This is a genomic window from Amycolatopsis sp. CA-128772, from assembly GCF_002904295.1.
Classification (GTDB): domain Bacteria; phylum Actinomycetota; class Actinomycetes; order Mycobacteriales; family Pseudonocardiaceae; genus Amycolatopsis.
Genome location: NZ_PPHG01000014.1, coordinates 147,854 through 169,426 on the forward strand (window position 1 = coordinate 147,854; position 21,573 = coordinate 169,426).

Consider the following 21,573-nt stretch of genomic DNA (forward strand, 5'->3'; position numbering starts at 1 on the left):
CTGGGCCAGCGAATTCACGCCAACGGCCGCAGCACCCGCGAAAGCCACTCCGTCGCCGCCCGGGAAACCGACTCCAGATCCGCCGACAGATTGTGGTCCCCCTCGACGACCACGACCTCATGATGCGGCCCCGCCGCCGGCCGCCCGAACGGGTCCCGCTCTCCCTGGACCACCAGAACCGGCACCTCCACCGCGTCCAGCTCCGGCTGGCGCGTCTTTTCCGGCTTGCCCGGCGGGTGCTCCGGGAACGCCAGGCACAGCACCGCCACCGCCTGCCCCGCCGACGCCGTCCGGCAGGCCACCCGCGCGCCCGATGAGCGGCCGCCGAACACGAACGGGAGGCCGTCGAACCGGTCCGACAGATCGTCCGCCACCGTCAGCCAGGCCGTGTCCAGCTGGTTCGCCGGGGCCGGGGCTCGGCGGCCCGCCACCCGGTACGGCTGCTCCACCAGGGCCACGTGCACGCCCGCCGCCTGGGCCGCGCGCGTCACCTCCACCAGGTCCTTCGCGCCGAGGCCGCCGCCCGCGCCGTGGCCGAGCATCAGGACCGCCGTGCCCTCCTCCGCGCAGTGCAGGTACGCCCGCGCCGGGCCGTAGGCCGTCTCGATCGGGATGGCCGTCATGACTTCGGCGCGTCGAACAGCGCGCCCTCTTGCGCCGGTTCGACCCGCTCCAGTAGCTCGGGCCCGTTGTTGCGGACGTTGTTGACCCGGGTCGAGATCGGTCGCAGCTCCAGCGACGCCACGATGTCGTCGGGCGTCGGCACCAGCAGGTCGGTGACGTCGTCGCGGTCCGGGTCCAGCCAGCCGTCCCAGTGCGAGCGGGGCACGATCAGCGGCATCCGGTGGTGGACGTCGGTGAGCTGCCCGGACGCGTCGGTCGTGATGATCGAGAACGTGATCAGCGGCGCCGCGTTGTCGTCGTCCTTCGGGCGCCAGCTCTCCCAGATCCCGCCGAACGCGATCGACGAGCCGTCCGGCTCCGTCATGTAGAACGGCTCCTTCTCCTTGCCGGTGCGGCGCCACTCGAACCAGCCGTCGGCCGGCACCAGGCAGCGGCGCGACACCAGCGCGCGGCGGAAGGCGGGCTTCTCGGCGGCTGTCTCGGCGCGGGTGTTGATCATCCGCGAGCCGACCGACGGGTCCTTGGCCCAGAACGGCACCAGGCCCCACTTCATCATCCGCAGCGAGCGCTCGGCGGGCTCGTCCTCGAGGACGTGGCCCTCGCCGTCACGCGGGTGCCGCTGCACGACCGTCACCACGTTCTTCGTCGGCGCCACGTTGTGGTCGGCGCGCGCGTGCCCCTCGGTGAGGTCGATCGCGTCGAACTCCTCGATCAGCTTCGCCGGGTCCTTCGTGGCGGCGTAGCGCCCGCACATGACCAACCTCCTAGTGCCGGATACGTCCGGGACGCCATCGTTACACGCAGGCCAGGGCCCTGGCGAGCGACGTGGGATCATTCGGGTGGGCACCGGCGCACGAGAGGACGAGGGTTTGGCGCGCAACGACTGGAGCAGGCTGGACGAGTCCGACGTCCGCGTGCGTCCGGGCAAGGGCACCCGGCCCCGCAGCAAACGCCGTCCCGAGCACGCCGACGCCGTCACGGCCATGGTCATCGGCAAGGACCGCGGCCGCTGGACCTGCGCTATCGACGCCGATCCCGGCCGGGTGATCACGGCGATGCGAGCCCGCGAGATGGGCCGGACCCCGGTGGTCGTCGGCGACCGGGTCGGCATCGTCGGGGACGTCTCCGGCAAGCCGGACACCCTCGCGCGGATCGTCCGGGTCGACGACCGCAGCAGCTCCCTGCTGCGCACGGCCGACGACACCGACCCGTACGAGCGGCTGGTCGTCGCCAACGCCGAGCGCCTGCTGATCGTCACCGCGCTCGCCGATCCCCCGCCGCGCACCGGCTTCATCGACCGCTGCATCGTCGCCTGCTACGCGGGCGGCGTCGAGCCGGTCCTGTGCCTGACGAAGGCCGACCTGGCCAGCCCGGACGAGCTCCTGGCGGGGTACGCGGGCCTCGACGTCCCGGCGATCGTGACCCGGTTCGACGAAGAGCCCGAAGGCCTCGCCGACATGCTGAAGGACCGCGTGACGGCGCTGGTCGGGCATTCCGGCGTCGGCAAGTCCACGCTGGTCAACCGCCTGGTGCCGGCCGCCGAGCTGGCCACCGGCGTGGTGAGCGCGGTCGGCAAGGGGCGGCACACGTCCGTCGCGGCGGTGGCGCTGCCGCTGCCGGACGGCGGCTGGGTGATCGACACCCCCGGCGTGCGGTCGTTCGGGCTGGCCCACGTCACCGCGGACGACATCGTCGACGCCTTCGAGGAGTTCGCCGAGGCCGCCGAGGAGTGCCCGTCGGGCTGCGGGCACCTGGGCGCGCCCGAGGACCCGGACTGCGCGCTCGACGACGTCGTCACCGAAGGCCGGGCGAGCGCGGAACGGCTGACGTCACTGCGGCGGCTGCTGGCCTCCCGCGGCGGCCACGAGGTGACCCGCATCACCGAATCCTGAGACAACCGGGAACCGACTGCGGATCGTCACCGTCACAGGTGTAATTATTCGCCCGTTCGGGCGATATGCCGAGCGGACCCATCCGACTCTGAGGGGATTTCGATGCGCAAGACCACCCTGGTCGCCGCGAGCGCGGCCGTGCTGGCGCTGACGCTGACGGCGTGCAGCGGCAACTCCGGCACCGCCCAGCCGGTCGCCGGCCAGTCCCAGGCCGACGGCGGCAGCAAGGGCCTCGCGTCCCCGTTCACCGACGCGATCCAGCTGGCGTCGGCGTCGAAGCAGGGCACCGAGCAGTCCAAGTCGGCGAAGTTCAGCATGGAGGGCTCGGCCGCCGGCCAGACCATGACCGCCACCGGCGCGATGGCGTTCGGCGGCACGGACACCAAGTTCTCGATGACCACCACCTCGGCCGGCCAGACCACCGAGATGCGCATGGTCGACAAGGTCATGTACATCAAGCTGCCCGCCGACGAGCAGAAGCAGATGGGCACCGACAAGGCGTGGGCCAAGATCTCGGCCGACGGCACCGACCCGGTGTCGCAGTCCCTGGGCGGCGCGCTGTCGCAGTCGGCGGACCAGAGCGACCCGAGCAAGATGCTCGAACAGATCTCCAAGGCGGGCCGGATCATCTCGTCCGACCAGACCGAGCTGAACGGCGAGCAGGTCAACCACTACAAGGTGGAGCTCGACGTGGCCAAGGCCGTCGACCAGTTCACCGGCCAGGCCCCGGCCGCGACGCGCGACAAGATCGCCGACATGCTCAAGGGCAAGGACATCAAGATCCCGGCCGAGCTGTGGCTGAACAAGGACAACCTGCCGGTGCAGGTCACCATGGACCAGGGCCCGATGATGCAGGCGCTGGGCGCGCCGGCGGGCGACTCGAAGTTCACGATGAAGTACAGCGACTGGGGCACCCAGGTCGACGTGACGGCCCCGCCGGCCGACCAGGTCGTCGACTTCGGCGAGCTGATGAAGAAGGCCGGTCGCTGACGCCGGCGACACCGCGTAGCAGCGGCTCCCCCGAACGAGTTCGGGGGAGCCGCTGTGTTTTTGTTGGCGCCATGCGCAAAGCCGCCGTGGTGCTGCTGTTCGCCCTGCTCGCCGGGGCGTGTTCCGACCCACCGCCGCGACCGGCGTTCGACGACGCGCGGGCCCTGGCCGACGCGGCCACGACGGCCACGACGACCGCGGGCTCGGCGAAGTTCGGCACGGACGTCGCCGTCGGCTCGGTCCGCTCGAAGGGCCAAGGCCGGGCGCGGTTCGGCGCGGGCGGAACGGCCCAGGTGATGACGACCGACTTCATCGGCGAGCCGATGGAGCTGCGCGCGGTCGCCGGGAAGCTGTACGCGAAGGTGCCGGAAGGCTCGCGCGACGAGGTCGGCGCGGGCAAGCCGTGGATCGTGGTCGCGGCGGCCGGGACGGACCCGTTCTCCCAGGTCCTCGGCGGCAGCCTGACCCAGCTGACCACGCAGAACGACCCGGCGCACACGCTGGGCGAAATCCGCACGGCGGGCACGCTCGTCTCGGCGGAGCGCGGGCAGCTGAACGGCGTGCCGGCGGAGCACTACCGCGTCGACCTGGACCTGGCCCGCCTGGGCACCGACCTGCCCGCGGGCCTGCCGCCGGACGCGGCGGGCCGGGTGGGCGGCAAGTTCCCGGTGGAGCTGTGGCTCGACGACGCGCACCGGCCGCTGCAGATCGTCCTCGACCTCTCGCCGATCCTGCCGGGCTCCGAAGCCCGCATCACCACGCGCTATTCGGACTGGGGCACCCCGGTGGACGTCCAGCCGCCGCCCCCGGGCGAAGTGGGGTAGTCACGTTTCCGCCCGCTGTCTCGTCCGGGGGTCATCAGGAAGGAGACGGACATGCGGGTGCTGGTGATCGGGGCAACGGGCGTGCTGGGCGCGCCGGCGGTGGCGAAGCTGCTCGCGGCGGGCCACGAGGTGAGCGGCCTGACCCACTCGAAAGGCGTGGCGGCGACCGGCGCGAAGCCGGTGACCGGGGACTTGTTCTCGGCGGATTCGCTGGTCACGGCGTTGCGCGGGCACGACGCGGTGGTGAACCTGGCCACACGCATCCCCCGCAAGATGACGAGCAAGGCGGCGTGGGCGGCGAACGACCGGGTGCGGGTGTCGGGAAGCGCGGCGCTGGCGGAGGCGGTCCGGCAGGTCGAAGAGGTGCGGATCGTGGTCCAGGAGGGCATCTCGTTCGTGTACGCGGACGGCGGTTCCCGGCTGCTCACCGAGGACGCTCCCCTGCGTCCCGGGGTGGTGACGGCGTCTTCGCTGGTGGCGCACGAGAACGTGGCGGCGCTGACGGACCGCACGGTGGTCCGCCTGCGGATCGGCCAGCTGGTGGGCCCGGACGCGGCAACCTCGGCCCTGCTGGCGGCGGCCCGCCGCGGAGCGCCGCTGATCATGGGCGCGCGGGAGGATTGGACAACGGCGATCCACCCGTCGGACGCGGCAGCGGCGGTGGTGGCGGCTCTGGAGGCCCCGGCAGGGGTCTACAACGTGGGGGCGCCACCGGTGTCGAAGGCAGAACTGGGGGCGGCCATGGCCGCGGCGGCGGGGGTGCGGCGGGCGCGGGCGTTGCCGAAGTGGCTCGTGTCGCGGATCGCGCTGGCGGAGCCGATGGGACGGTCGCAGCGGGTCGACTCGGGGAAGCTGGTGGATGCGACCGGGTGGAAGTGTGAACGGCCGGTTCCGGGCCCGGAGTGGTTCGTGGACTGAGGTTCTTTGCGGTCCGACAACCGGGGCTCAGGGCGGGCGGCCAGTACCCCTCGACCTGCTCGGCCACCGGTTTTCCGTTGCCGGAGAGAAACTTTCGCGATCGCGGTGAGTTCGCGGTAACCGGCCTTGGCGATGCCGGCCACCGCAACGGGACAGCAGCTCCAGCACCGCCGGGTGGCTGATGCCGGGGCCGATGGCATGTTCAAGGGTGGGATGAAACCTCACCAGCTCGGCCAGCGTCTCGTCGCCGGCATCAACAGGCCGCAGGGTGTGGCGCCGGGAACGTCTTCGACCGGCCCGGATGGAGATCGGCGATACGGCGCATCGCCAGGCCAGCAGGTGGGTGACCTGAGGACCGGCCGTGCGCACGACCGCCACCGGCGGCGGAACCCCTACTTCGAGCCGAGTTGTCCACAGGTGACCACACCTGTGGACAACTCAGAGCAGCTCCAGCAGGAACGGCAGCTCCTGCGGCGCGTACCAGGCCAGCTCGTGGTCCTCGGCATCGCCCAAAGTGAACTCCGCGTCCGGGTCGCCCAGGTCCGCCGCGTCGATCACCGCCGCCGCGGCCGAGACCGCCTCGGCTGCCTCGGGTGCGTCCACGTGGATCGCCGCCACCGCTTTCAGGGGGATCGGGCCGCCGATGCGGACCACCGGTGCGTCCAGGTCGGGGCGCAACGTCACGCCCTCGACGTCCGCCGAGACCACCACGCGGCGTGGCTCGCCCTTCTCCTCCGCCGCGATCAGGCGCAGGGATGCGCGGGCCGCGTCCAGCAGGGCCGCGTACTCCAGCTCCTCGTCCGAACCGCTCACGTACGCCTCGCGCAACGCCGGCGTCAGCGCGAAGGCCGTTCCGCTGCGGGCGCGGAACTCCCCCGATGACTCGAGGTCGCGAAGCATCGCGATGGTCGCAGGCAGATAGACCCTCACCAGTGCGCACCCTTCAGCTCTTCCAAGGACTCTTCGATCATCCCGGCCACCAGGTCCACGTCGAACGCGGCCTTGCGGTCGCCGTTGAGTCCGAAGTAGACGCCACCGTGGTAGGACGTCACCCCGATCGCCAGCGCCTGCGTGCGCATCAACGGCATCACCGGGAACATCTCGACCAGTCTGGCCTCTCCCGCGTACATCGGCACCTGCGGGCCCGGTGAATTGGTCACCATGACGTTGAAGATGCGCCCGGACAGCGACCCCGCCGCGCGTGCGCCGAGGGAGTGCAGGGTAGCCGGGGCGAAGCCGCCCACCTTGAGCAGGCCGCGCGCCGCCACCGAACGGCCCGAATCGAGGTGCTCGGCCATCGCGTGGCCGATGTGCTGCAGCCGCAGGACCGGGTTCGGCTCGCCGACCGGCAGGTCCACCAGGTACGCCGCCACCTGGTTGCCGACCAGGGCCGGCGTCGAGAACTCGGCCGTCTCCGCGTCGCGGACCGCCAGCGGCACCAGCGCGCGGATCGTCGTGTCCGGCGTCAGCTGCTCCTCGCGCGAGAGCAGCCACTCGCGCAGCGCGCCGGTGATGGCGGCGAGGACGACGTCGTTGACCGTGCCGCCGTGCGCCGCGCGGATCTTGCGGAAGTCCTCCAGGCGCGTGCGCACCACCGCGAACACGCGGCCGCCCGAAACCCGGACGTTCAGCGGCCCGGGCGGCGCCGGGCTCACCAGCGTGCGCAGCGTCGACGCCACGCCGCCGACCGTCTCGGCGAACTTGCCCGCCGCCGCGAACGCGTCGTTCGCCGCCGAGCGGACGTTCTCCACCACCTCGCCCGGCCGCTGGACGCCCTCGCTGATCGCGTCCATGACCAGCTGGGTGCGGCTCGGCTCGCGGCGCGGTGCCCAGATGTCCTCGAACGGCTCCGGCTCGGCCGGCGCCGGGTCGAGGATGAGCTGGCCGAGGTCGATCGTGCCGACACCATCCACAACGGACTGGTGAGTCTTCGTCACCAGCGCCACCCGGTCGCCGGCCAGGCCCTCGATGAAATACGCCTCCCAGAGCGGCCGCTCCGGCGCCAGCCGCCGCGACATCAGCCGCGCGACCAGGTCGAACAGCTGCTCGTCGCTGCCCGGCTGGGGCAGCGCCGAACGCCGGACGTGGTAGCTGAGGTCGAAGTCGACGTCGTCCACCCACACCGGCCGCGCCAGGTGGCCGGGCACCTCGAGCACGCGCTGGCGGTACCGCGGCAGGTACGCCAGCCGGCCCCCGATGAGGTCGAGCAGCTGCGCGTAGCCGAACCCGGACCGCGGCCGCTCGAAGATCGCCACCCCGCCGACGTGCATCGGCGTCGCGTGGTCCTCGAGGTAGAGGAACGAGGCGTCCAGCGCGGAAAGGCGGTCGGGCATGGGCCGATCCTTTCATGACGAACCTTATTCTGGTCAGGCCGGCGCCACGGGCCGCGACCTGCACATCCATCGCAACTGTCGCGCCGGCCGACGGCTGAACAAGGTTCGATGCGAGACTGCCGGTGTGGGTGATGAGTCGACGATCTCGCCGAAGGACCGCTTCCTGACCGTCTACGGCCGGAAGCCGGTGCTCGAGGCGCTGGCGGACGCCGGTCTGCGCGTGGACAAGGTGATCCTCGCCGACACCGCGCGCGGCCCCGGCGCGGCCGAGATCCAGCGCGCGGCGAAGGCCGCCGGCGTGCCGGTGCAGCGCGCCAGCGAGCACCGGGTCAAGGTCCTCGCCGGCAACGGCAAGCAGGACCAGGGCGTGCTCGCCGACGTCGTCGCGCCGCGGATGCGAGCGCTTTCCGCGGCGCTGGCCGACCGGCGCCCGCCGTCGCGGGTGCTGCTCCTGGACGGCATCACCACGCCGGCGAACGTCGGCATGATCCTGCGCACCGCGACCGCGGCCGGGCTGGACGGCGTGATCGTGCCCCGGCGCGGCGTCGCGGCGCTGGACCCGATGGTCGTCAAGGCGTCGGCCGGGGTGGCGTTCCGCGCGCCGGTGCTGCGCTGCGGGTCGGCGCGGGAGGCCGCGGAACTGCTCAGCGAAGCCGGCTACGGGGTCTACGCGCTGGGCGCGTCGGCGCGCACCACGGTGTTCGACGTGGACCTGCCGCAGCGCGCCGCGTTCGTCCTCGGCGGCGAGACGGCCGGGGTCGGGCCGGAGGTCGGCGAGCTCGTCACGGAGTGGCTGTCGATCCCGATGCCGGGCGACGCCGAGTCGCTGAACGTCTCGGCCGCCGCCGCGGTGCTGTCGTTCGAGCTGGTCCGCCGCGCGCGCTGACCCTCACCCGCCGGGGAACAGCACCGCGAGCTCCGCCAGCGTTTCGCCGACCGACCGGTGCTGCACCCCGACCATGCCCGCCTGCACGGCGCCGCGGATGTTCGTCGCGGAGTCGTCGACGAACGCGCAGTGCGTGGCGGGCAGGCCGAGCCGGTCGGCCGCGATCAGGTAGACCGCCGGGTCCGGTTTGGCCACGCCGACCTCGCCGGAGAACACCAGAGCGTCGAAATAGTCGGACATCGTGTTCTTGACCTCGTCCGAGGCCCCGGGGGCGTTGGACAGCAGCGCGGTGCGGACGCCGCGCTCGCGCGCGGACGCCAGGTAGTCGTAGAACCGGCCGGCGTCGGGATCGGTGAGAACTCCGGCGAAATCGACCAATAGCCCTTTCAGCACCCGGCACACCATAGCCGGGGCGGCAACGCGTGTCTCGCAGTGCGCAACAACACGGCCGCCAGTACCGCATCGGGTGCGGGGAATCCACGGCTTCGGCGGTTCCGGCCCGGATCGAGCGATTCCGGTGTCCTTTTCGGCCGGTTGCCCCCTCCAAGGGAATGCCGAGTCAGGGAGGGAAGGAAAATGATCGAGGAACACCGGTTGCGGACGCTGTCCGACTACGAAGCGCCACGCCCGGCTGATCAGGCAGTGACCCCGCAGGAGCACCGCCGCGGCGGCCGGTGGCCGGTGCCGAGGCAGCTCGACGCGGGCGAACTGGGCCACCTGCTGAACATGCTGCTGGAGGCGTACGACGGCCGACGCCCGGCGGCGCAGGTCAGGGCGCTGGTGGCCCCGGAGGTCTACACCGGCCTCAGCGGGCCACGCCTGCCGAGGCCACGCCACCGGACGCAGACGATCCACACGTGCACGCCGGCACCGGACGTGCTCGAGGCGTGCGCCCGCGTGGAGGCGGACGGCCGGTCGTTCGCACTGGCGGCCCGCTTCACCCGCACGCCGACGGGCTGGCGGTGCGAGCGGTTCGCGCTGCTGCGGCCCCAGGAGCCGGGCACGCCGAGCCGGCGCGCGGCGTGAGGCGGCTGTTCGGTGCTCGCTCGCCACCGCAGCCCGAGACGGGAATCGCGCGGTGCCGGGCTGGATCGGTGCGGCGCGAGCCGGGAGATTGGCGTTCGCCGAGCCACGCCCGCCTCGGGCGGAGGCGAACCACGCGTGTGTCGTTTTCGGACACTTTGGCGCGAAACTTTTTCGGATTCAGCGCCGGCGTCCGGTTCCCGGATACGAAAAACGGGGCGCGCGGACCGGCCGCGCGCCCCGTTTCCGCTCGTATCAGCGACGCGGGCCCTTCTTGCCCTTCTTCGCCGCATCACGCTGGGCCGCACGACGGTCGCGGCGGGTTCCCCCGGCGCCGCCGCCCGCGGCCTGGGCCCCGCCCTCGGCGTGCGACTCGACCTCGCCGTCCTCGCCCGGGCCGGACAGCGTCACGCCCGAGGGCTGACCGCCGCCGCCGAGGCCCTTGCCGCGCAGCGCGGCCGGAACCGACTCGGTGTCGGTCGTCGGCGGCTGCGGGGGCGCCGGCCGCGCGTGACGGCCCTCGGTCGCCTGGCCGTTGCCCGACGGGACGCCCGTGGGCAGCGCCGCCGCGGCCTCCGCCGGCGGAGCTTCGGCGCGCTCGACCTGCAGGTTGAACAGGAAGCCGACGGCCTCCTCCTTCAGCGAGTCCAGCATCGCGCGGAACATGTCGAAGCCCTCGCGCTGGTACTCGATCAGCGGGTCGCGCTGCGCGAGCGCCCGCATGCCGATGCCCTGCTTGAGGTAGTCCATCTCGTAGAGGTGCTCGCGCCACTTGCGGTCGAGGACCGTCAGCATCACCTGGTGCTCCAGGGTCCGCATGCCCTCCGGGCCGACCAGCGCGTTGATCTCCGCTTCGCGCTTGTCGTAGGCGTTGCGGGCGTCCTGGACCAGGGCCTCGCGCAGGGTGCTCTCGTCGAGGTCGCCGTCCTCCATGAGGTCGTCCCACTCGATGTTCACCGGGTACAGCGTCTTCAGCGCCGTCCACAGCTTCTCGTGGTCCCAGTCCTCGGCGTACCCGTTGGACGTCGCACCGTCCACATAGGCGTTGACGACGTCGACGAGCATGCCCTCGATCTGGTCGCGCAGGTTCTCGCCGGCCAGCACGCGGTGGCGCTCGGCGTAGATCACCTTGCGCTGCTCGTTCATGACCTCGTCGTACTTGAGGACGTCCTTGCGCTGCTCCATGTTGATCTGCTCGACCTGGGTCTGCGCGCTCTTGATGGCCTTGGAGACCATCTTGTGCTCGATCGGCACGTCGTCGGGCAGCCGCATGGTCGTCATGACGCGCTCGACCATGGTCGCGTTGAAGCGGCGCATGAGCTCGTCACCGAGCGACAGGTAGAAGCGGGACTCGCCCGGGTCGCCCTGACGGCCGGAGCGGCCGCGCAGCTGGTTGTCGATGCGGCGCGACTCGTGCCGCTCGGTGCCCAGCACGTACAGGCCGCCCGCGTCGCGGACCTCTTCGCCTTCGGCCTTCGACTCCGCCTTGACCTGCTCCAGGACCTCGGGCCAGGCGGCCTCGTACTCCTCGGAGTGCTCGACCGGGTCCAGGCCGCGCTCGCGCAGCACCTGGTCGGCGATCAGGTCCGGGTTGCCGCCCAGCACGATGTCGGTACCGCGGCCGGCCATGTTCGTGGCGACCGTGACGGCGCCCTTCTGGCCCGCGCGCGCGACGATCAGCGCCTCGCGGTCGTGGTGCTTCGCGTTCAGCACCTCGTGCGGGACGCTCAGCTTCACCAGCAGCTTCGACAGGTGCTCGGACTTCTCGACGCTCGTGGTGCCGACCAGGACCGGCTGGCCCTTCTCGTGGCGCTCGGCGATGTCCTCGGCGACGGCCTCGAACTTGGCCTGCTCGGTCTTGTAGATCAGGTCGGCCTGGTCGACGCGGATCATCGGCCGGTTCGTCGGGATCGGCACCACACCCAGCTTGTAGGTCTGGTGGAACTCCGCGGCCTCGGTCTCGGCCGTACCGGTCATGCCGGAAAGCTTGTCGTAGAGCCGGAAGTAGTTCTGCAGCGTGATCGTCGCGAGGGTCTGGTTCTCGGCCTTGATCTCGACCTTTTCCTTGGCCTCGATCGCCTGGTGCATGCCCTCGTTGTAGCGCCGGCCGTGCAGGATGCGCCCGGTGAACTCGTCGACGATCATGACTTCGCCGTTGCGGACGATGTAGTCCTTGTCCCGGTGGAACAGCTCCTGGACCTTCAGTGCGTTGTTCAGGTACCCGACCAGCGGGGTGTTCGCGGCCTCGTACAGGTTGTCGATGCCGAGCTGGTCCTCGACGAACCGGACGCCCTTCTCGGTGACGGCGACGGTGCGCTTCCGCTGGTCGACCTCGTAGTGGTACTTCGAGTTGATCAGGTTCGTCTTCTCGACGCGCTCGCGCGACCCCATCGTGGTCGTGTCGATGCCCTGCATCAGCGGCGCGAGCCGGGCGAACTCGACGTACCAGCGCGACGACTGGTCGGCCGGGCCGGAGATGATCAGCGGCGTGCGGGCCTCGTCGATGAGGATCGAGTCCACCTCGTCGACGATGGCGAAGTTGTGCCCGCGCTGCACGCAGTCGTCGAGGCTCCACGCCATGTTGTCGCGCAGGTAGTCGAAGCCGAACTCGTTGTTCGTGCCGTAGGTGATGTCGGCGTTGTACTGGGAGCGCCGCACGTCCGGCTGCTGCTCCGAAAGGATGACGCCGACCTCGAGGCCGAGGAAGCGGTGGATGCGGCCCATCCACTCCGAGTCGCGCTTGGCGAGGTAGTCGTTCGTCGTGACGACGTGGACGCCCTTACCGGGGATGGCGTTCAGGTAGGCCGGCAGGACGCAGGTGAGCGTCTTGCCCTCGCCGGTCTTCATCTCGGCGACCTGGCCGAGGTGCAGGGCCGCCCCGCCCATGAGCTGGACGTCGAAGTGCCGCTGGCCCAGCACTCGCTTGGCCGCTTCCCGGACGACCGCGAAGGCCTCCGGGAGCAGGTCGTCGAGGGATTCGCCGTCGCCGTTCCGCTTGCGGAACTCCTCGGTCTTGGCCCGCAGCTCGGCGTCGGTCAGGTCCTTGACGTCGTCTTCGAGGGTGTTGATGTGATCGGCGATGTTGCGCAGCCGTTTCACCATCTTGCCCTCGCCCGCGCGGAGCAGGCGGTTCAGCACCATCCGGTCGACCTCACTAGCTGATCATGAGTGCGCCCAGGCCGGTCCCGGGCAGGTTCTCCCGCGGTGGCGGCCGTGTTCGGCGCCACCTTCCCACCCCCATCGTAGGGAACGCGGGCCGTCGTGTGCACACGCCGTACGTCCTGAGAACCTTATTCAGCCGTCGGCCGGCGCGAATGTCACGGAGGTGGACGGCCTGCGGTCCGTAGCGCCGGCCTGACCGGAATAGGGTTCTGACATGCGGAGGGCCCGCACGCGAGCGCGTGCGGACCTTCCGGCTGACCTCCTTTGTCCCCGGCTCAGCCGAGCCGGATGACGCCGTAGTCGAAGCCTTTCCGCCGGTAGACCACGCTGGGCCGGCCCGCTTCGGAGTCGTTGAAGAGGTAGAAGTCGTGGCCGACCAGCTCCATCTCGTAGAGAGCCTGGTCCACCGTCATGGGTTCGGCGGTGTGCTGCTTCTCGCGGACGACGCGGCCGGGCTGGTGACCCAGGTCGTCGTCGGCCCAGCTCTGCTGCTGGGGCAGGTGGAATTCTTCGGCACTCGCGAAGCCGTTCGGCTGCGGCTCGGCTTCGGGTGCGTCCAACACCGCGGTACGCGCGGCGGGACTGGCTGCGGCCGGGGATCCACCACCCGGCAGTGCCGAGGTCGCTTCGGCGACCGATTCCGGGCGGCTGCGCCCGTAGTGAACGCGCCGCCGGTCGTGTGTCCTCCGCAGCCGGTTTTCGAGCTTCGTGACTGCGGAATCGAGCGCCGCGTAGAAGTCGGCGGCACACGCTTCGGCGCGTACGGCCGGGCCTCGCCCCTTTCCGGTGATCTCGACGCGCTGGCAGCTCTTGGCCTGGCGCCGGTTGGGTTCGTGGAACAGTTCCACGTCGTACCGGATGACTTTCCTGTCGTAGCGCTCGAGGCGGGCCAGCTTTTCGCTGACAAGTGCCCGGTAGTGGTCGGGCACCTCCACGTTGCGGCCCTTAACGACGATGTCCATACACGACCTCCCTCGCTGAGATGACTGCGAGCTGTTGTGTTCACACACGGCGCCGGTATTGCGGGGACGTAAGCCCGGATCGCGGGCTGAGAAGGAACTCGGAAACGGTGGACGACGTCTCGTTCCGGTGACCGAGCGCGGACTCAGCGCACCTCCGGCGCCAGGGACATGGGCTCGTCACCTCCCTGCCTGCGGGGATTGCTGATTGCGGAGCACGTTAGCTTCCTCACGCCCGTTACAACAGCCCCCGAGCCGGGGGATGTCAGGGGATGGGACTCCGTCACCCCGCGCAGTGATCGCGAAGCAGGCACCGCAAAACACCCGCTGGTCGGACGCGGCGCGATCACCGTGCTTTCACACGGACGGCGCATCGTCGATCGACAGTGGACGCCGAGGGTGACAGCCCGATCCCCCGCAGCCGCCACTCCGGTGGAGTGGCGCGGCAGCCGAGTGATCGTGATCGACACCCTCATGCCCGGACAACGGGCACCGGTCCGTTCGCGTTCCCGGCCGACGTCACTCGTGTAGGTGATGCAAGCTCACCCGGGCGCGCGGGGTGCGGGATTTTGCGAGGTTTTGCGCGCCCGACCTGGGCGGTGGGTGTTTTCCGCGGAACCGGTACCGATGTTTTTGCGCCGGCGCCGTGCGCTTTTCCCGTCCGGGGGCCACAGTGTGGGTATGGATCACGCCTTCTCCGGTCTCCGGTTCAGCCGGCTGCGAGCAGGGTCAGGACGGCGGAGACCGTAAAGCCCTCCGCCTGAAGCGCCCGGGCGCAGGCGGCCGCGGTGGCTCCGGTGGTGACCACGTCGTCCAGCACCACGATCGGAACCCCCGGAGGCGGCCGCCCGGCCTCCCGAAACCGAAGACGGCCGGCGAGGTTGGCGATGCGCTGGTCGCGGCTCAGGCCGACCGCGTCGCGGACACCGCCGGTGAGTTCCAGGGCCGGGGCGACGGTCGCCTTGATGCCGTGGGTGGCCAGGATGTTCGCCGCCGCGTGGGCCAGGCGCTCGACGTGGGGGCCGCCTCGCACGCGCGCCGCCGATCGCCGGCTGGGGGCGGGAACCAGGCACAGGGCCCGGGGTGGGGTGGTGGGCGCCGGCCGCGCTTGCGGATGGCCGACGGCTGGAACCTGCGCTGCCGAGTGGCTGCTGGGCAGCGGGGGCGGGATGGCGGGCTCGACCCGAACCTGCCCTGCCGGAGCCGGGCAGCCGGCCGAAATCGGGGGCGCCGCCCGAATCCTCGCCGCCGACCGGGGGCCGGTCACCCGGGGCGAAACTTCCGCCGGCGGTCCCCCGCCGACCACCACCCCCAGCGGCAGCTCCACCAAAGCCTCCGCCAGCACCCGCCCCAACGACGGCGCCAGATCCCGCCGCCCTCGCTCCTTGTACGCGATCAGCAACTTCCGCCCCACCCCGCGGTACCGGGACAACGCGAACACCCGCACCAATCCCACCGTCGGCGCGCGCACCACCTCCCGGGCCGCGCCCCACACTCCCTCGCAGCTCGCACAACACGGCTCCCCGCGCGCTCCGCACGCCGCGCAGCGCCCCGGGATCAGCAGGTCGATCAGTCTCTTCAGCACACGGACAGTGTCACGACCGGCACCGACAGTTTCCGCCGCCCGGCCGTCACTCACCCGAGTGAAAAGATCAGCCCGGGTAGAAGGGGTCCGCGTCCTTCATCGTGTGGCTCTGCGGGCGCCACACCTCGCCCAGCACCGACGCCGTCCACAGGCCGTTCGCGTCCGCCACCACGATCGGACGGCTCGGCGCCGCCGTCACGCCGTGGACCGTGGGGGTGAGGTTGCTGCTGTTGAACGCGTCCATGCGCTGGCCGTCGACCGTCACCCGGACCACCGGCTGGGACGGCGACTTCGTCACCGCGACCAGGCCGTCCTGGGCGACCCAGTCCACGTCGACCACGTCCGCCAGCTCGTGCTGCTGGAGGTGGCGGGGCTCGCGCAGGGACACCGAATCGCCGTTGACGACCACCGAGGCCACCCACAACTCGCCCTTGATCACCGCCGCCACGCGGGCGCCGTCGCGGGAGAACCGCAGCTCCGTCACGCCGCCCTGCTGCACCAGGTCCGTCGCGTTGACCTGCAGGGCCGTCCAGTGGCCGTTCGGGTCGAGGACCATGCGACAGACCGTCAGCTCGTCGATCACCGTCCACACCTCGCCGGTGGCCGGGCGCCACGTCGGGCGGGTCAGGGAACTGCCGGCGAGGGTGGTCAGGGCCAGGTCGTGGCCGAGGTCGCCGATCCGCAGGCGCACGCCGCCGTCGCTGCGTTCGACCACCGCCAGGCGCTTGCCGTCGATCGACTGGGCCGCGTTCACCACGTCGTACCCGCCGTTGCCCGCCGGGCCGGGGACCGGAGCGCCGTCGCCGAGGGAGCGGACCCGCCCGCCCACCGTCATCAGGCCCAGGAGCTCCTGCCCGATCGACAGCGACGCGCCGTACGCGGGCAGCTCGTTCAGGCGCCAGTCCGGGTGGTTCGGCACCAGCGGGGCGCCGTCGGCCAGGATGCGGATCCGCGCCGACGTCACGTACTGCAGCGACAGCACGATCTGCGCGGCGATCAGGTGCCGGATGTCGTCCGGCACCCCGGTGAGCCCGGTCAGCGGCACCACCAGCGTCCCGTCGTCGAGGCTCTTGACGTTGGTGTCGATCTCGATCGGCTCGCCGAGCAGGTTCTTCACCGCGCCGGCCAGGCTCGTCGACGGCCCGCTGACCAGCAGGTCCATCACCCGCCCCGGCAGCCCGGACTGCGGTTTCGCGACGACGTACCGCCGATCCGGGACGAAGGTGTTCGACGACTCCGAGTAGAAGCTCACCGGCACCGGCGTGTAGTTCTCGCTGAAGTCGGACTCGGTCGCGTACAGGTCGGGGGGCGGGTCGACGATCCGCCACTGGCCGCTCGCCTGCTTGCGCACCTTCACCTGGAGCAACGCCGCGCTGTGGTCCGGCACGAACGCGCTGTTCTGGTCCAGCGTGCCGATGTCGACCCCGCGCACGTTGACGACCTGGGTGTTCGGGTCGGGCGGCGGGTTCGTGTCGTAGACCGTGCCGAAGGTGTCCTGGATGATCGTCAGGCTGCGGCTCGGCCGCCAGGCCGCCCGCCCCGGCTCGTCGAGGTAGGCGCGGGCGGCGGCGTTGTTCTGGCCCGGCTTGAGCGTCGCCCCGACGAAGGCGCGCACGAGCGACAGCGGATCGATGCCCGGCTGCGGCTCCGGCACGACATCACCGGAGCTCTGGCCCTGGCGCTCGCCGGGGACCACCTGCGGCTGCGATTCCAACGGCACGTTCGCGCACCCGGCGAGCAGCACCAGACACAAGACCGAAAGAAGAACGCGTGACAACCGGGGCTGCGCCCCGGGCCGGGGGCCTCGCCACCCGGACCCCCGAAAAGCGTCGCGTTTCACTGACCGATTCCTTCACGTTCCGCAAAGATCGCCTCCGGCGCCGGCGTGACGTCGATGATGCCCAGCGGCACCTCGGCCGCGAAGCGGTCCGGCGGCGGCAGGGTCAGCGGCGGGTCGCCGGCCGGCACGTCCTGGCTGCGCGGCAGCAGGAGGCGGAAGCAGGCGCCGTGGCCGGGCTCGCCCCACGCGTCGAGCTCGCCGCCGTGCAGCCGCGCGTCCTCCTGGCTGATGGCCAGGCCGAGGCCGGTGCCGCCGGTGCGGCGGTTGCGGGACGGGTCGGCGCGCCAGAACCGGTTGAACACCAGGCCCGCCTCGCCGGGCCGCAGGCCGACGCCGTGGTCCCGGACCGTGATCGCGACGGTGGTTTCGTCCGCCCCCACGGTCAGCACCACCGGCTTGCCCTCGCTGTGGTCGACCGCGTTGGCCAGCAGGTTGCGCAGGATCCGCTCGACGCGCCGGGCGTCGACCTCGGCGATCACCTCGTCCTCGGGCAGCACGAGCTCGACCGAGGAACCGGCGTTGCCGGCGATCACCCGCACCTGCTCGACCGCGCGGGTGGCGATCGGGCGGACGTCGATGAACTCCGCGGCCAGCTCCTCGACCCCGGCGTCGAGGCGGCTGATCTCCAGCAGGTCGCCGAGCAGCGCTTCGAACCGGTCGAGCTCGTCGACCAGCAGCTCGGTCGACCGGGCGAGCCCGGCCGGGAACTGCTCGCGGGACGCGTGCAGCACGTCCGCGGCCATCCGGACGGTGGTCAGCGGGGTGCGCAGCTCGTGCGAGACGTCGGAGGTGAACCGGCGCTGCAGGCCGCCGAACTCCTCGAGCTGGCGGATCTGGCGCTGGATGCTGGCGGCCATCTCGTTGTAGGACACCGCGAGCTTCGCCAGGTCGTCCTCGCCGAGCACGGCGAGCCGCTGGTCGAGGTCGCCGCCGGCGAACTGCTCGGCCGCCGCCGCGGCCTGGCGGACCGGCCGCACCACCTGCCGCGTCACCAGGTTCGTGATGCCCGCCAGCAGGAGCAGCAGCACGAGCCCGCCGACCAGCAGCGTGTTCTGCACGGTCGACACCGTGTTCTGCTCGGTCGTCAGCGGGAACAGCAGGTACAGCTGCAGCGGGCTGGCCACGGTGTTCAGCGGCGTGCCGACGATCAGGTACGTCGTGCGGCCGCCGCCGGCGTCGGTGACGGTGTGCTCGAGCCAGCTCGTCTGGTCGGCTTCGACGAACTGGCGCAGCCGCGGCGGGACGTTCTCGAACGGGCCCGCCGACGACGGGTCGCTGCCGGCCTGGTCGCGGCCGCCGCTGGCGAGCACCGGGACGAACGTGCCCGCCGCCGAACCGGCCGCGTCCTGGCTGGTCGGCGTGATCGCGATCTTCTTCAGCGCGTTCTCGAGCCGGTTCTTCAGCGCGTCGGCGTTCTCGGCGCCGAGGCCGACGAGCTCACCCGCGGCCGTCTCGGCCGCTGCGCGGGTCTGCGCGATCGCCGCGTCACGCTTGGTGTCGAGCAGCCGTTCGGTGATCTGGTTCTGCAGCACCATGCCCAGCACGAAGACCACGGCCGACGACAGCGCCAGCGTCGACACCGTGACGCGGAACTGCAGCGAGTGCTTCCACAGCTCGTTGAACGCGACCGCCCGGCGGCGCGCGAAAACGACGACACGCCGGAGCAGGCGTGCCGTCGAACGCGCGAACGCGGGCAGCCGTCTGCCGCTCGCGGGAGTCATCGACCCATCACGGCGGGCCGGCCTTGTACCCGACACCGCGAACGGTCAACACCACCTCGGGGTGTTCCGGGTCCTTCTCGACCTTGGACCGCAGGCGCTGGACGTGCACGTTCACCAGCCGGGTGTCGGCCGCGTGGCGGTAGCCCCAGACCTGCTCCAGCAGCACCTCGCGGGTGAACACCTGGCGCGGCTTGCGGGCCAGCGCCACCAGCAGGTCGAACTCCAGCGGGGTCAGCGGGATGGCCTTGCCCTCGCGGGTGACCTCGTGGCCCGGCACGTCGATCGCCAGGTCGCCGATGGTGAGCGACTCCGCCGGCTCGGCCTCGGTGCGGCGCATCCGGGCCCGCACCCGCGCGACCAGCTCCTTCGGCTTGAACGGCTTGACGACGTAGTCGTCCGCGCCGGACTCCAGGCCGAGGACGATGTCCACGGTGTCGCTCTTCGCGGTGAGCATGACGATCGGCACCCCGGACTCGCCGCGGATCGCCTTGCAGACGTCGATCCCGTTCATCCCGGGCAGCATCAGGTCGAGGAGGACGAGGTCGGGTTTCAGCTCACGCAACGCGGGCAGCGCGCGCGAGCCGTCGGCGACCACGGCCGTGTCGAACCCCTCCCCGCGGAGCACGATGGTGAGCATCTCCGCGAGTGCGGGGTCGTCGTCGACCACGAGAACACGTGCCTTCATGTCCACATATTCGCACTAGTTCCGGCGCCCGTACGCACGACCCGCGTGTTTGACCACCAGAAAGATCAAGATCGCCGCCTCCTCCTGCTCCATCCGGGTGCCGGTGGACGGTCCGCGAGGGCCGCGCCGGGGGCTGGGAGTCCCCTCGGCGCGGCCCTCGCGGACCTGCGGGAGAAAGGTTCGGGGAAGGGCCGGGGCCGGCGTCATCGGGGGCTCCCGGAGAACGACTGGCGGAATGCCGGGACGGTAGGTGAAAGTTGCGCAGTGCGAGACGCCGTGCCTCTTGCGCAACAATCCGGGTCCGGGGGTGTCCTCGTCAAGAGATTCGCCCACTCAGCCGATAGGAAGTCCACGAAACGGATACTGTTGCGCTATGCGGAACCAGGACCCGGGCAACGCAACTCAGAGCCAGGTGCAGTCGGTCGACCGGGCCATCAGCGTGCTGGAACTGCTCGCGCGCAACGGCGAAACCGGCATCACCGAGATCGCGGGCGAACTGGGCGTCCACAAGTCGACGGCGTCGCGGCTGCTCAGCGTCCTGGAGACGAGAGGGCTGGTCGAGCAGCTCGGCGAACGCGGGAAGTACGCCATCGGGTTCGGCGTCGTCCGGCTGGCCGGCGCCGCGACCGGGCGGATGGACCTGGCGAAACTGGGCCGGGCCAGCTGCCTGGCGCTGGCCGGGGAACTGGGCGAGACGGTCAACATCGCCATCGCCGACGACGGCGTGGCCATCAACATCAGCCAGGCCCGCGGCTCGGCCGCGATCACCACGCAGAACTGGACGGGCCAGCGGACGCCGCTGCACGCGACCTCCAGCGGCAAGATCCTTCTGGCGTACATGGGCGAACCCGAGCGCAAGCGGGTGCTGAAGCGGAAGCTGGAGCAGTACACCCCGCGCACGACGGTCGAGCCGGAGGAGCTGCTGACCGAGCTGGACCGGGTGGTCGAAGACGGCTACGCGGCCTGCTACGAGGAACTCGAACTCGGCATGCACGCCGTCGCCGTGCCGATCCACGGCCCGGGCGGGGACGTCGTCGCCGCGATGAGCGCTTCCGGGCCGTCGTACCGGCTTTCGAAGCAGCGCGTGAAGCAGATCGTGAAGCCGATGGCCGAAGCGGCGGACGAGCTTTCCGCGCAGCTGGGGTACTTCCGGGACTAGGGGTACAGCCCCGCCATCGCGCGGATCGTCTTTCCCATGTGCGCCACCAGTTCCGCGGGGGCCAGCACCTGCGCATCCGCGCCCAGCCGCAGCAGGCCGGCCGCGGCGTGGGGCACGCTTTCCAATGGCACGCGGGCGCGTCGCCACCCTTCGGCGTCTTCGGGTTCGAGGGTGCGGGCGACGAGCCGGGCGGCTCGCGGGCCGAGGATGTCCGGCAGGGCGGCGATCCCGGCGGCCGACAGCCGCACGAGCGCGGTCTCCCCTTCCTCGCTGTCTTCGTAGCGCTCGACGTGCGCGCGCCAGAACCCGGCCAGCTCGAACCCGGCCGGGCGGGTGAAGTGCTCGTCGAGCGCGCGGAACTCCTCGATGTTGCCGACGCGGTAGGTGCGCGGCTCCGGGCCGGCGACCAGGTACCAGACGCCGGCCTTGAGGACCAGGCCGAGCGGGTGCAGCCGCCGCGTCACGACACCGGGCGTGGGCGACCAGCGGCGGTACCGGACCTCGGCGACCCGGTCCTGCCACAGGGCTTCCGCGGCCGCGAGCAGCTGCGGCACCGGGTCCGCCTCGCGGTACCAGCCGGGCGCGTCGAGGTGGAACCGCTGCCGGATCCGCATCGACGCGTCCCGGTACGGCGTCGGCAGCGCGGCCATCAGCTTGAGCTCGGCCGCCGCCACCTGGGCACCCAGGCCCAGCTCGGCGGCCGGCTGCGGCAGCCCGGTGAGGAACAGGGAGCCGGCCTCGCCCTCGGTCAGGCCGGTCAGCCGGGTCCGGTAGCCGTCCATCAGCCGGTAGCCGCCGTCCGGGCCGGTTTCGGCGTAGATCGGGACGCCGGCCGCGGCGAGCGCTTCGACGTCCCGGTACACCGTCCGCGGGCTCACGCCGAGCTCCGCCGCCAGCCGCGCGGCGCTCATCCGCCCGCGGTTCTGCAGCAGCAACAGCAGGGACACCAGCCGGCTCGCACGCACCCGGCGA

19 protein-coding genes and 1 pseudogene are annotated in these 21,573 nt (G+C 71.5%); 7 read left to right on the plus strand and 13 right to left on the minus strand.

Going from position 1 to position 21,573, the window contains the following annotated elements:
• Nucleotides 1–14 precede the first annotated feature (14 nt).
• Complete coding sequence (locus C2L59_RS06090) at nucleotides 15–623, minus strand: alpha/beta family hydrolase (protein ID WP_103348522.1); 609 nt, start codon at nucleotides 621–623, stop codon at nucleotides 15–17.
• Nucleotides 620–1,378, minus strand: a complete 759-nt coding sequence (locus tag C2L59_RS06095; RefSeq protein ID WP_103348523.1) for an SOS response-associated peptidase — start codon at nucleotides 1,376–1,378, stop codon at nucleotides 620–622. Before C2L59_RS06095 ends, C2L59_RS06090 begins: the two co-directional genes overlap by 4 nt.
• A gap of 115 nt (nucleotides 1,379–1,493) precedes the next feature.
• Between C2L59_RS06095 and rsgA the strand changes: the two genes are divergently transcribed.
• From rsgA to C2L59_RS06115, 4 genes are all read left to right on the plus strand, one after another.
• Complete coding sequence (rsgA, locus tag C2L59_RS06100) at nucleotides 1,494–2,516, plus strand: ribosome small subunit-dependent GTPase A (RefSeq protein ID WP_103348524.1); 1,023 nt, start codon at nucleotides 1,494–1,496, stop codon at nucleotides 2,514–2,516.
• Nucleotides 2,517–2,618: 102 nt separating this feature from the next.
• Nucleotides 2,619–3,506, plus strand: a complete 888-nt coding sequence (locus tag C2L59_RS06105) for a hypothetical protein (RefSeq protein ID WP_103348525.1) — start codon at nucleotides 2,619–2,621, stop codon at nucleotides 3,504–3,506.
• A gap of 71 nt (nucleotides 3,507–3,577) precedes the next feature.
• The gene (locus C2L59_RS06110; protein WP_103348526.1) at nucleotides 3,578–4,330 is read left to right on the plus strand and encodes a hypothetical protein; all 753 of its coding nucleotides are present in this window, start codon (nucleotides 3,578–3,580) and stop codon (nucleotides 4,328–4,330) included.
• Nucleotides 4,331–4,381: 51 nt separating this feature from the next.
• A complete protein-coding gene (locus C2L59_RS06115; RefSeq protein ID WP_103348527.1) occupies nucleotides 4,382–5,248 on the plus strand; it encodes an NAD(P)-dependent oxidoreductase in 867 nt (288 codons plus the stop codon).
• 95 nt (nucleotides 5,249–5,343) lie between these two features.
• Here C2L59_RS06115 and C2L59_RS48610 read toward each other — a convergent pair.
• The 3 genes and pseudogenes from C2L59_RS48610 to C2L59_RS06130 form a co-directional block, all read right to left on the minus strand.
• Nucleotides 5,344–5,629: pseudogene (locus C2L59_RS48610) on the minus strand (IS110 family transposase); the annotation flags it as partial.
• Between the two features lie 57 nt (nucleotides 5,630–5,686).
• Nucleotides 5,687–6,178: a hypothetical protein gene (locus C2L59_RS06125; RefSeq protein WP_103348528.1), complete on the minus strand. Its 492-nt coding sequence runs from the start codon at nucleotides 6,176–6,178 to the stop codon at nucleotides 5,687–5,689.
• Complete coding sequence (locus C2L59_RS06130) at nucleotides 6,175–7,581, minus strand: wax ester/triacylglycerol synthase family O-acyltransferase (protein WP_103348529.1); 1,407 nt, start codon at nucleotides 7,579–7,581, stop codon at nucleotides 6,175–6,177. The genes C2L59_RS06125 and C2L59_RS06130 overlap by 4 nt, the downstream gene beginning before the upstream one ends.
• A 124-nt stretch (nucleotides 7,582–7,705) precedes the next feature.
• Between C2L59_RS06130 and C2L59_RS06135 the strand changes: the two genes are divergently transcribed.
• Nucleotides 7,706–8,467: an RNA methyltransferase gene (locus C2L59_RS06135; protein WP_103348530.1), complete on the plus strand. Its 762-nt coding sequence runs from the start codon at nucleotides 7,706–7,708 to the stop codon at nucleotides 8,465–8,467.
• A 3-nt stretch (nucleotides 8,468–8,470) separates the two neighbouring features.
• Here C2L59_RS06135 and C2L59_RS06140 read toward each other — a convergent pair whose 3' ends face one another.
• On the minus strand, nucleotides 8,471–8,845 hold the full coding sequence (locus C2L59_RS06140) for an HAD-IA family hydrolase (protein WP_103348531.1): 375 nt from the start codon (nucleotides 8,843–8,845) through the stop codon (nucleotides 8,471–8,473).
• Between the two features lie 198 nt (nucleotides 8,846–9,043).
• On the opposite strand from C2L59_RS06140, the gene C2L59_RS06145 reads away from it, so the two are divergent.
• Entirely contained in the window at nucleotides 9,044–9,493 is a 450-nt protein-coding gene (locus tag C2L59_RS06145) for an Rv3235 family protein (protein ID WP_103348532.1), read from the plus strand.
• Between the two features lie 252 nt (nucleotides 9,494–9,745).
• On the opposite strand, the gene secA is transcribed toward C2L59_RS06145, so the two are convergent.
• The 6 genes from secA to mtrA all read right to left on the minus strand — a co-directional run bounded on the left by secA (nucleotide 9,746) and on the right by mtrA (nucleotide 19,442).
• Nucleotides 9,746–12,631 carry a preprotein translocase subunit SecA gene (gene secA / locus C2L59_RS06150; RefSeq protein WP_103348533.1) on the minus strand — a complete coding sequence of 962 codons (2,886 nt, stop codon included), beginning with the start codon at nucleotides 12,629–12,631 and terminating at the stop codon, nucleotides 9,746–9,748.
• Nucleotides 12,632–12,927: 296 nt separating this feature from the next.
• Nucleotides 12,928–13,614 carry a ribosome hibernation-promoting factor, HPF/YfiA family gene (gene hpf / locus C2L59_RS06155; RefSeq protein ID WP_093948375.1) on the minus strand — a complete coding sequence of 229 codons (687 nt, stop codon included), beginning with the start codon at nucleotides 13,612–13,614 and terminating at the stop codon, nucleotides 12,928–12,930.
• A 706-nt stretch (nucleotides 13,615–14,320) separates the two neighbouring features.
• Nucleotides 14,321–15,061 carry a ComF family protein gene (locus C2L59_RS06160; protein WP_233223302.1) on the minus strand — a complete coding sequence of 247 codons (741 nt, stop codon included), beginning with the start codon at nucleotides 15,059–15,061 and terminating at the stop codon, nucleotides 14,321–14,323.
• A 202-nt stretch (nucleotides 15,062–15,263) separates the two neighbouring features.
• Complete coding sequence (locus tag C2L59_RS06165) at nucleotides 15,264–17,036, minus strand: LpqB family beta-propeller domain-containing protein (protein ID WP_370444717.1); 1,773 nt, start codon at nucleotides 17,034–17,036, stop codon at nucleotides 15,264–15,266.
• The gene (mtrB, locus tag C2L59_RS06170; protein WP_103348536.1) at nucleotides 17,033–18,757 is read right to left on the minus strand and encodes an MtrAB system histidine kinase MtrB; all 1,725 of its coding nucleotides are present in this window, start codon (nucleotides 18,755–18,757) and stop codon (nucleotides 17,033–17,035) included. The genes C2L59_RS06165 and mtrB overlap by 4 nt, the downstream gene beginning before the upstream one ends.
• A gap of 7 nt (nucleotides 18,758–18,764) precedes the next feature.
• Complete coding sequence (gene mtrA / locus C2L59_RS06175; protein WP_003085616.1) at nucleotides 18,765–19,442, minus strand: MtrAB system response regulator MtrA; 678 nt, start codon at nucleotides 19,440–19,442, stop codon at nucleotides 18,765–18,767.
• A 373-nt stretch (nucleotides 19,443–19,815) separates the two neighbouring features.
• On the opposite strand from mtrA, the gene C2L59_RS06185 reads away from it, so the two are divergent.
• On the plus strand, nucleotides 19,816–20,601 hold the full coding sequence (locus C2L59_RS06185) for an IclR family transcriptional regulator (RefSeq protein WP_103348538.1): 786 nt from the start codon (nucleotides 19,816–19,818) through the stop codon (nucleotides 20,599–20,601).
• On the opposite strand, the gene C2L59_RS06190 is transcribed toward C2L59_RS06185, so the two are convergent.
• Nucleotides 20,598–21,566: a YafY family protein gene (locus C2L59_RS06190; protein ID WP_103348539.1), complete on the minus strand. Its 969-nt coding sequence runs from the start codon at nucleotides 21,564–21,566 to the stop codon at nucleotides 20,598–20,600. The genes C2L59_RS06185 and C2L59_RS06190 overlap by 4 nt on opposite strands.
• Nucleotides 21,567–21,573: the final 7 nt, after the last annotated feature.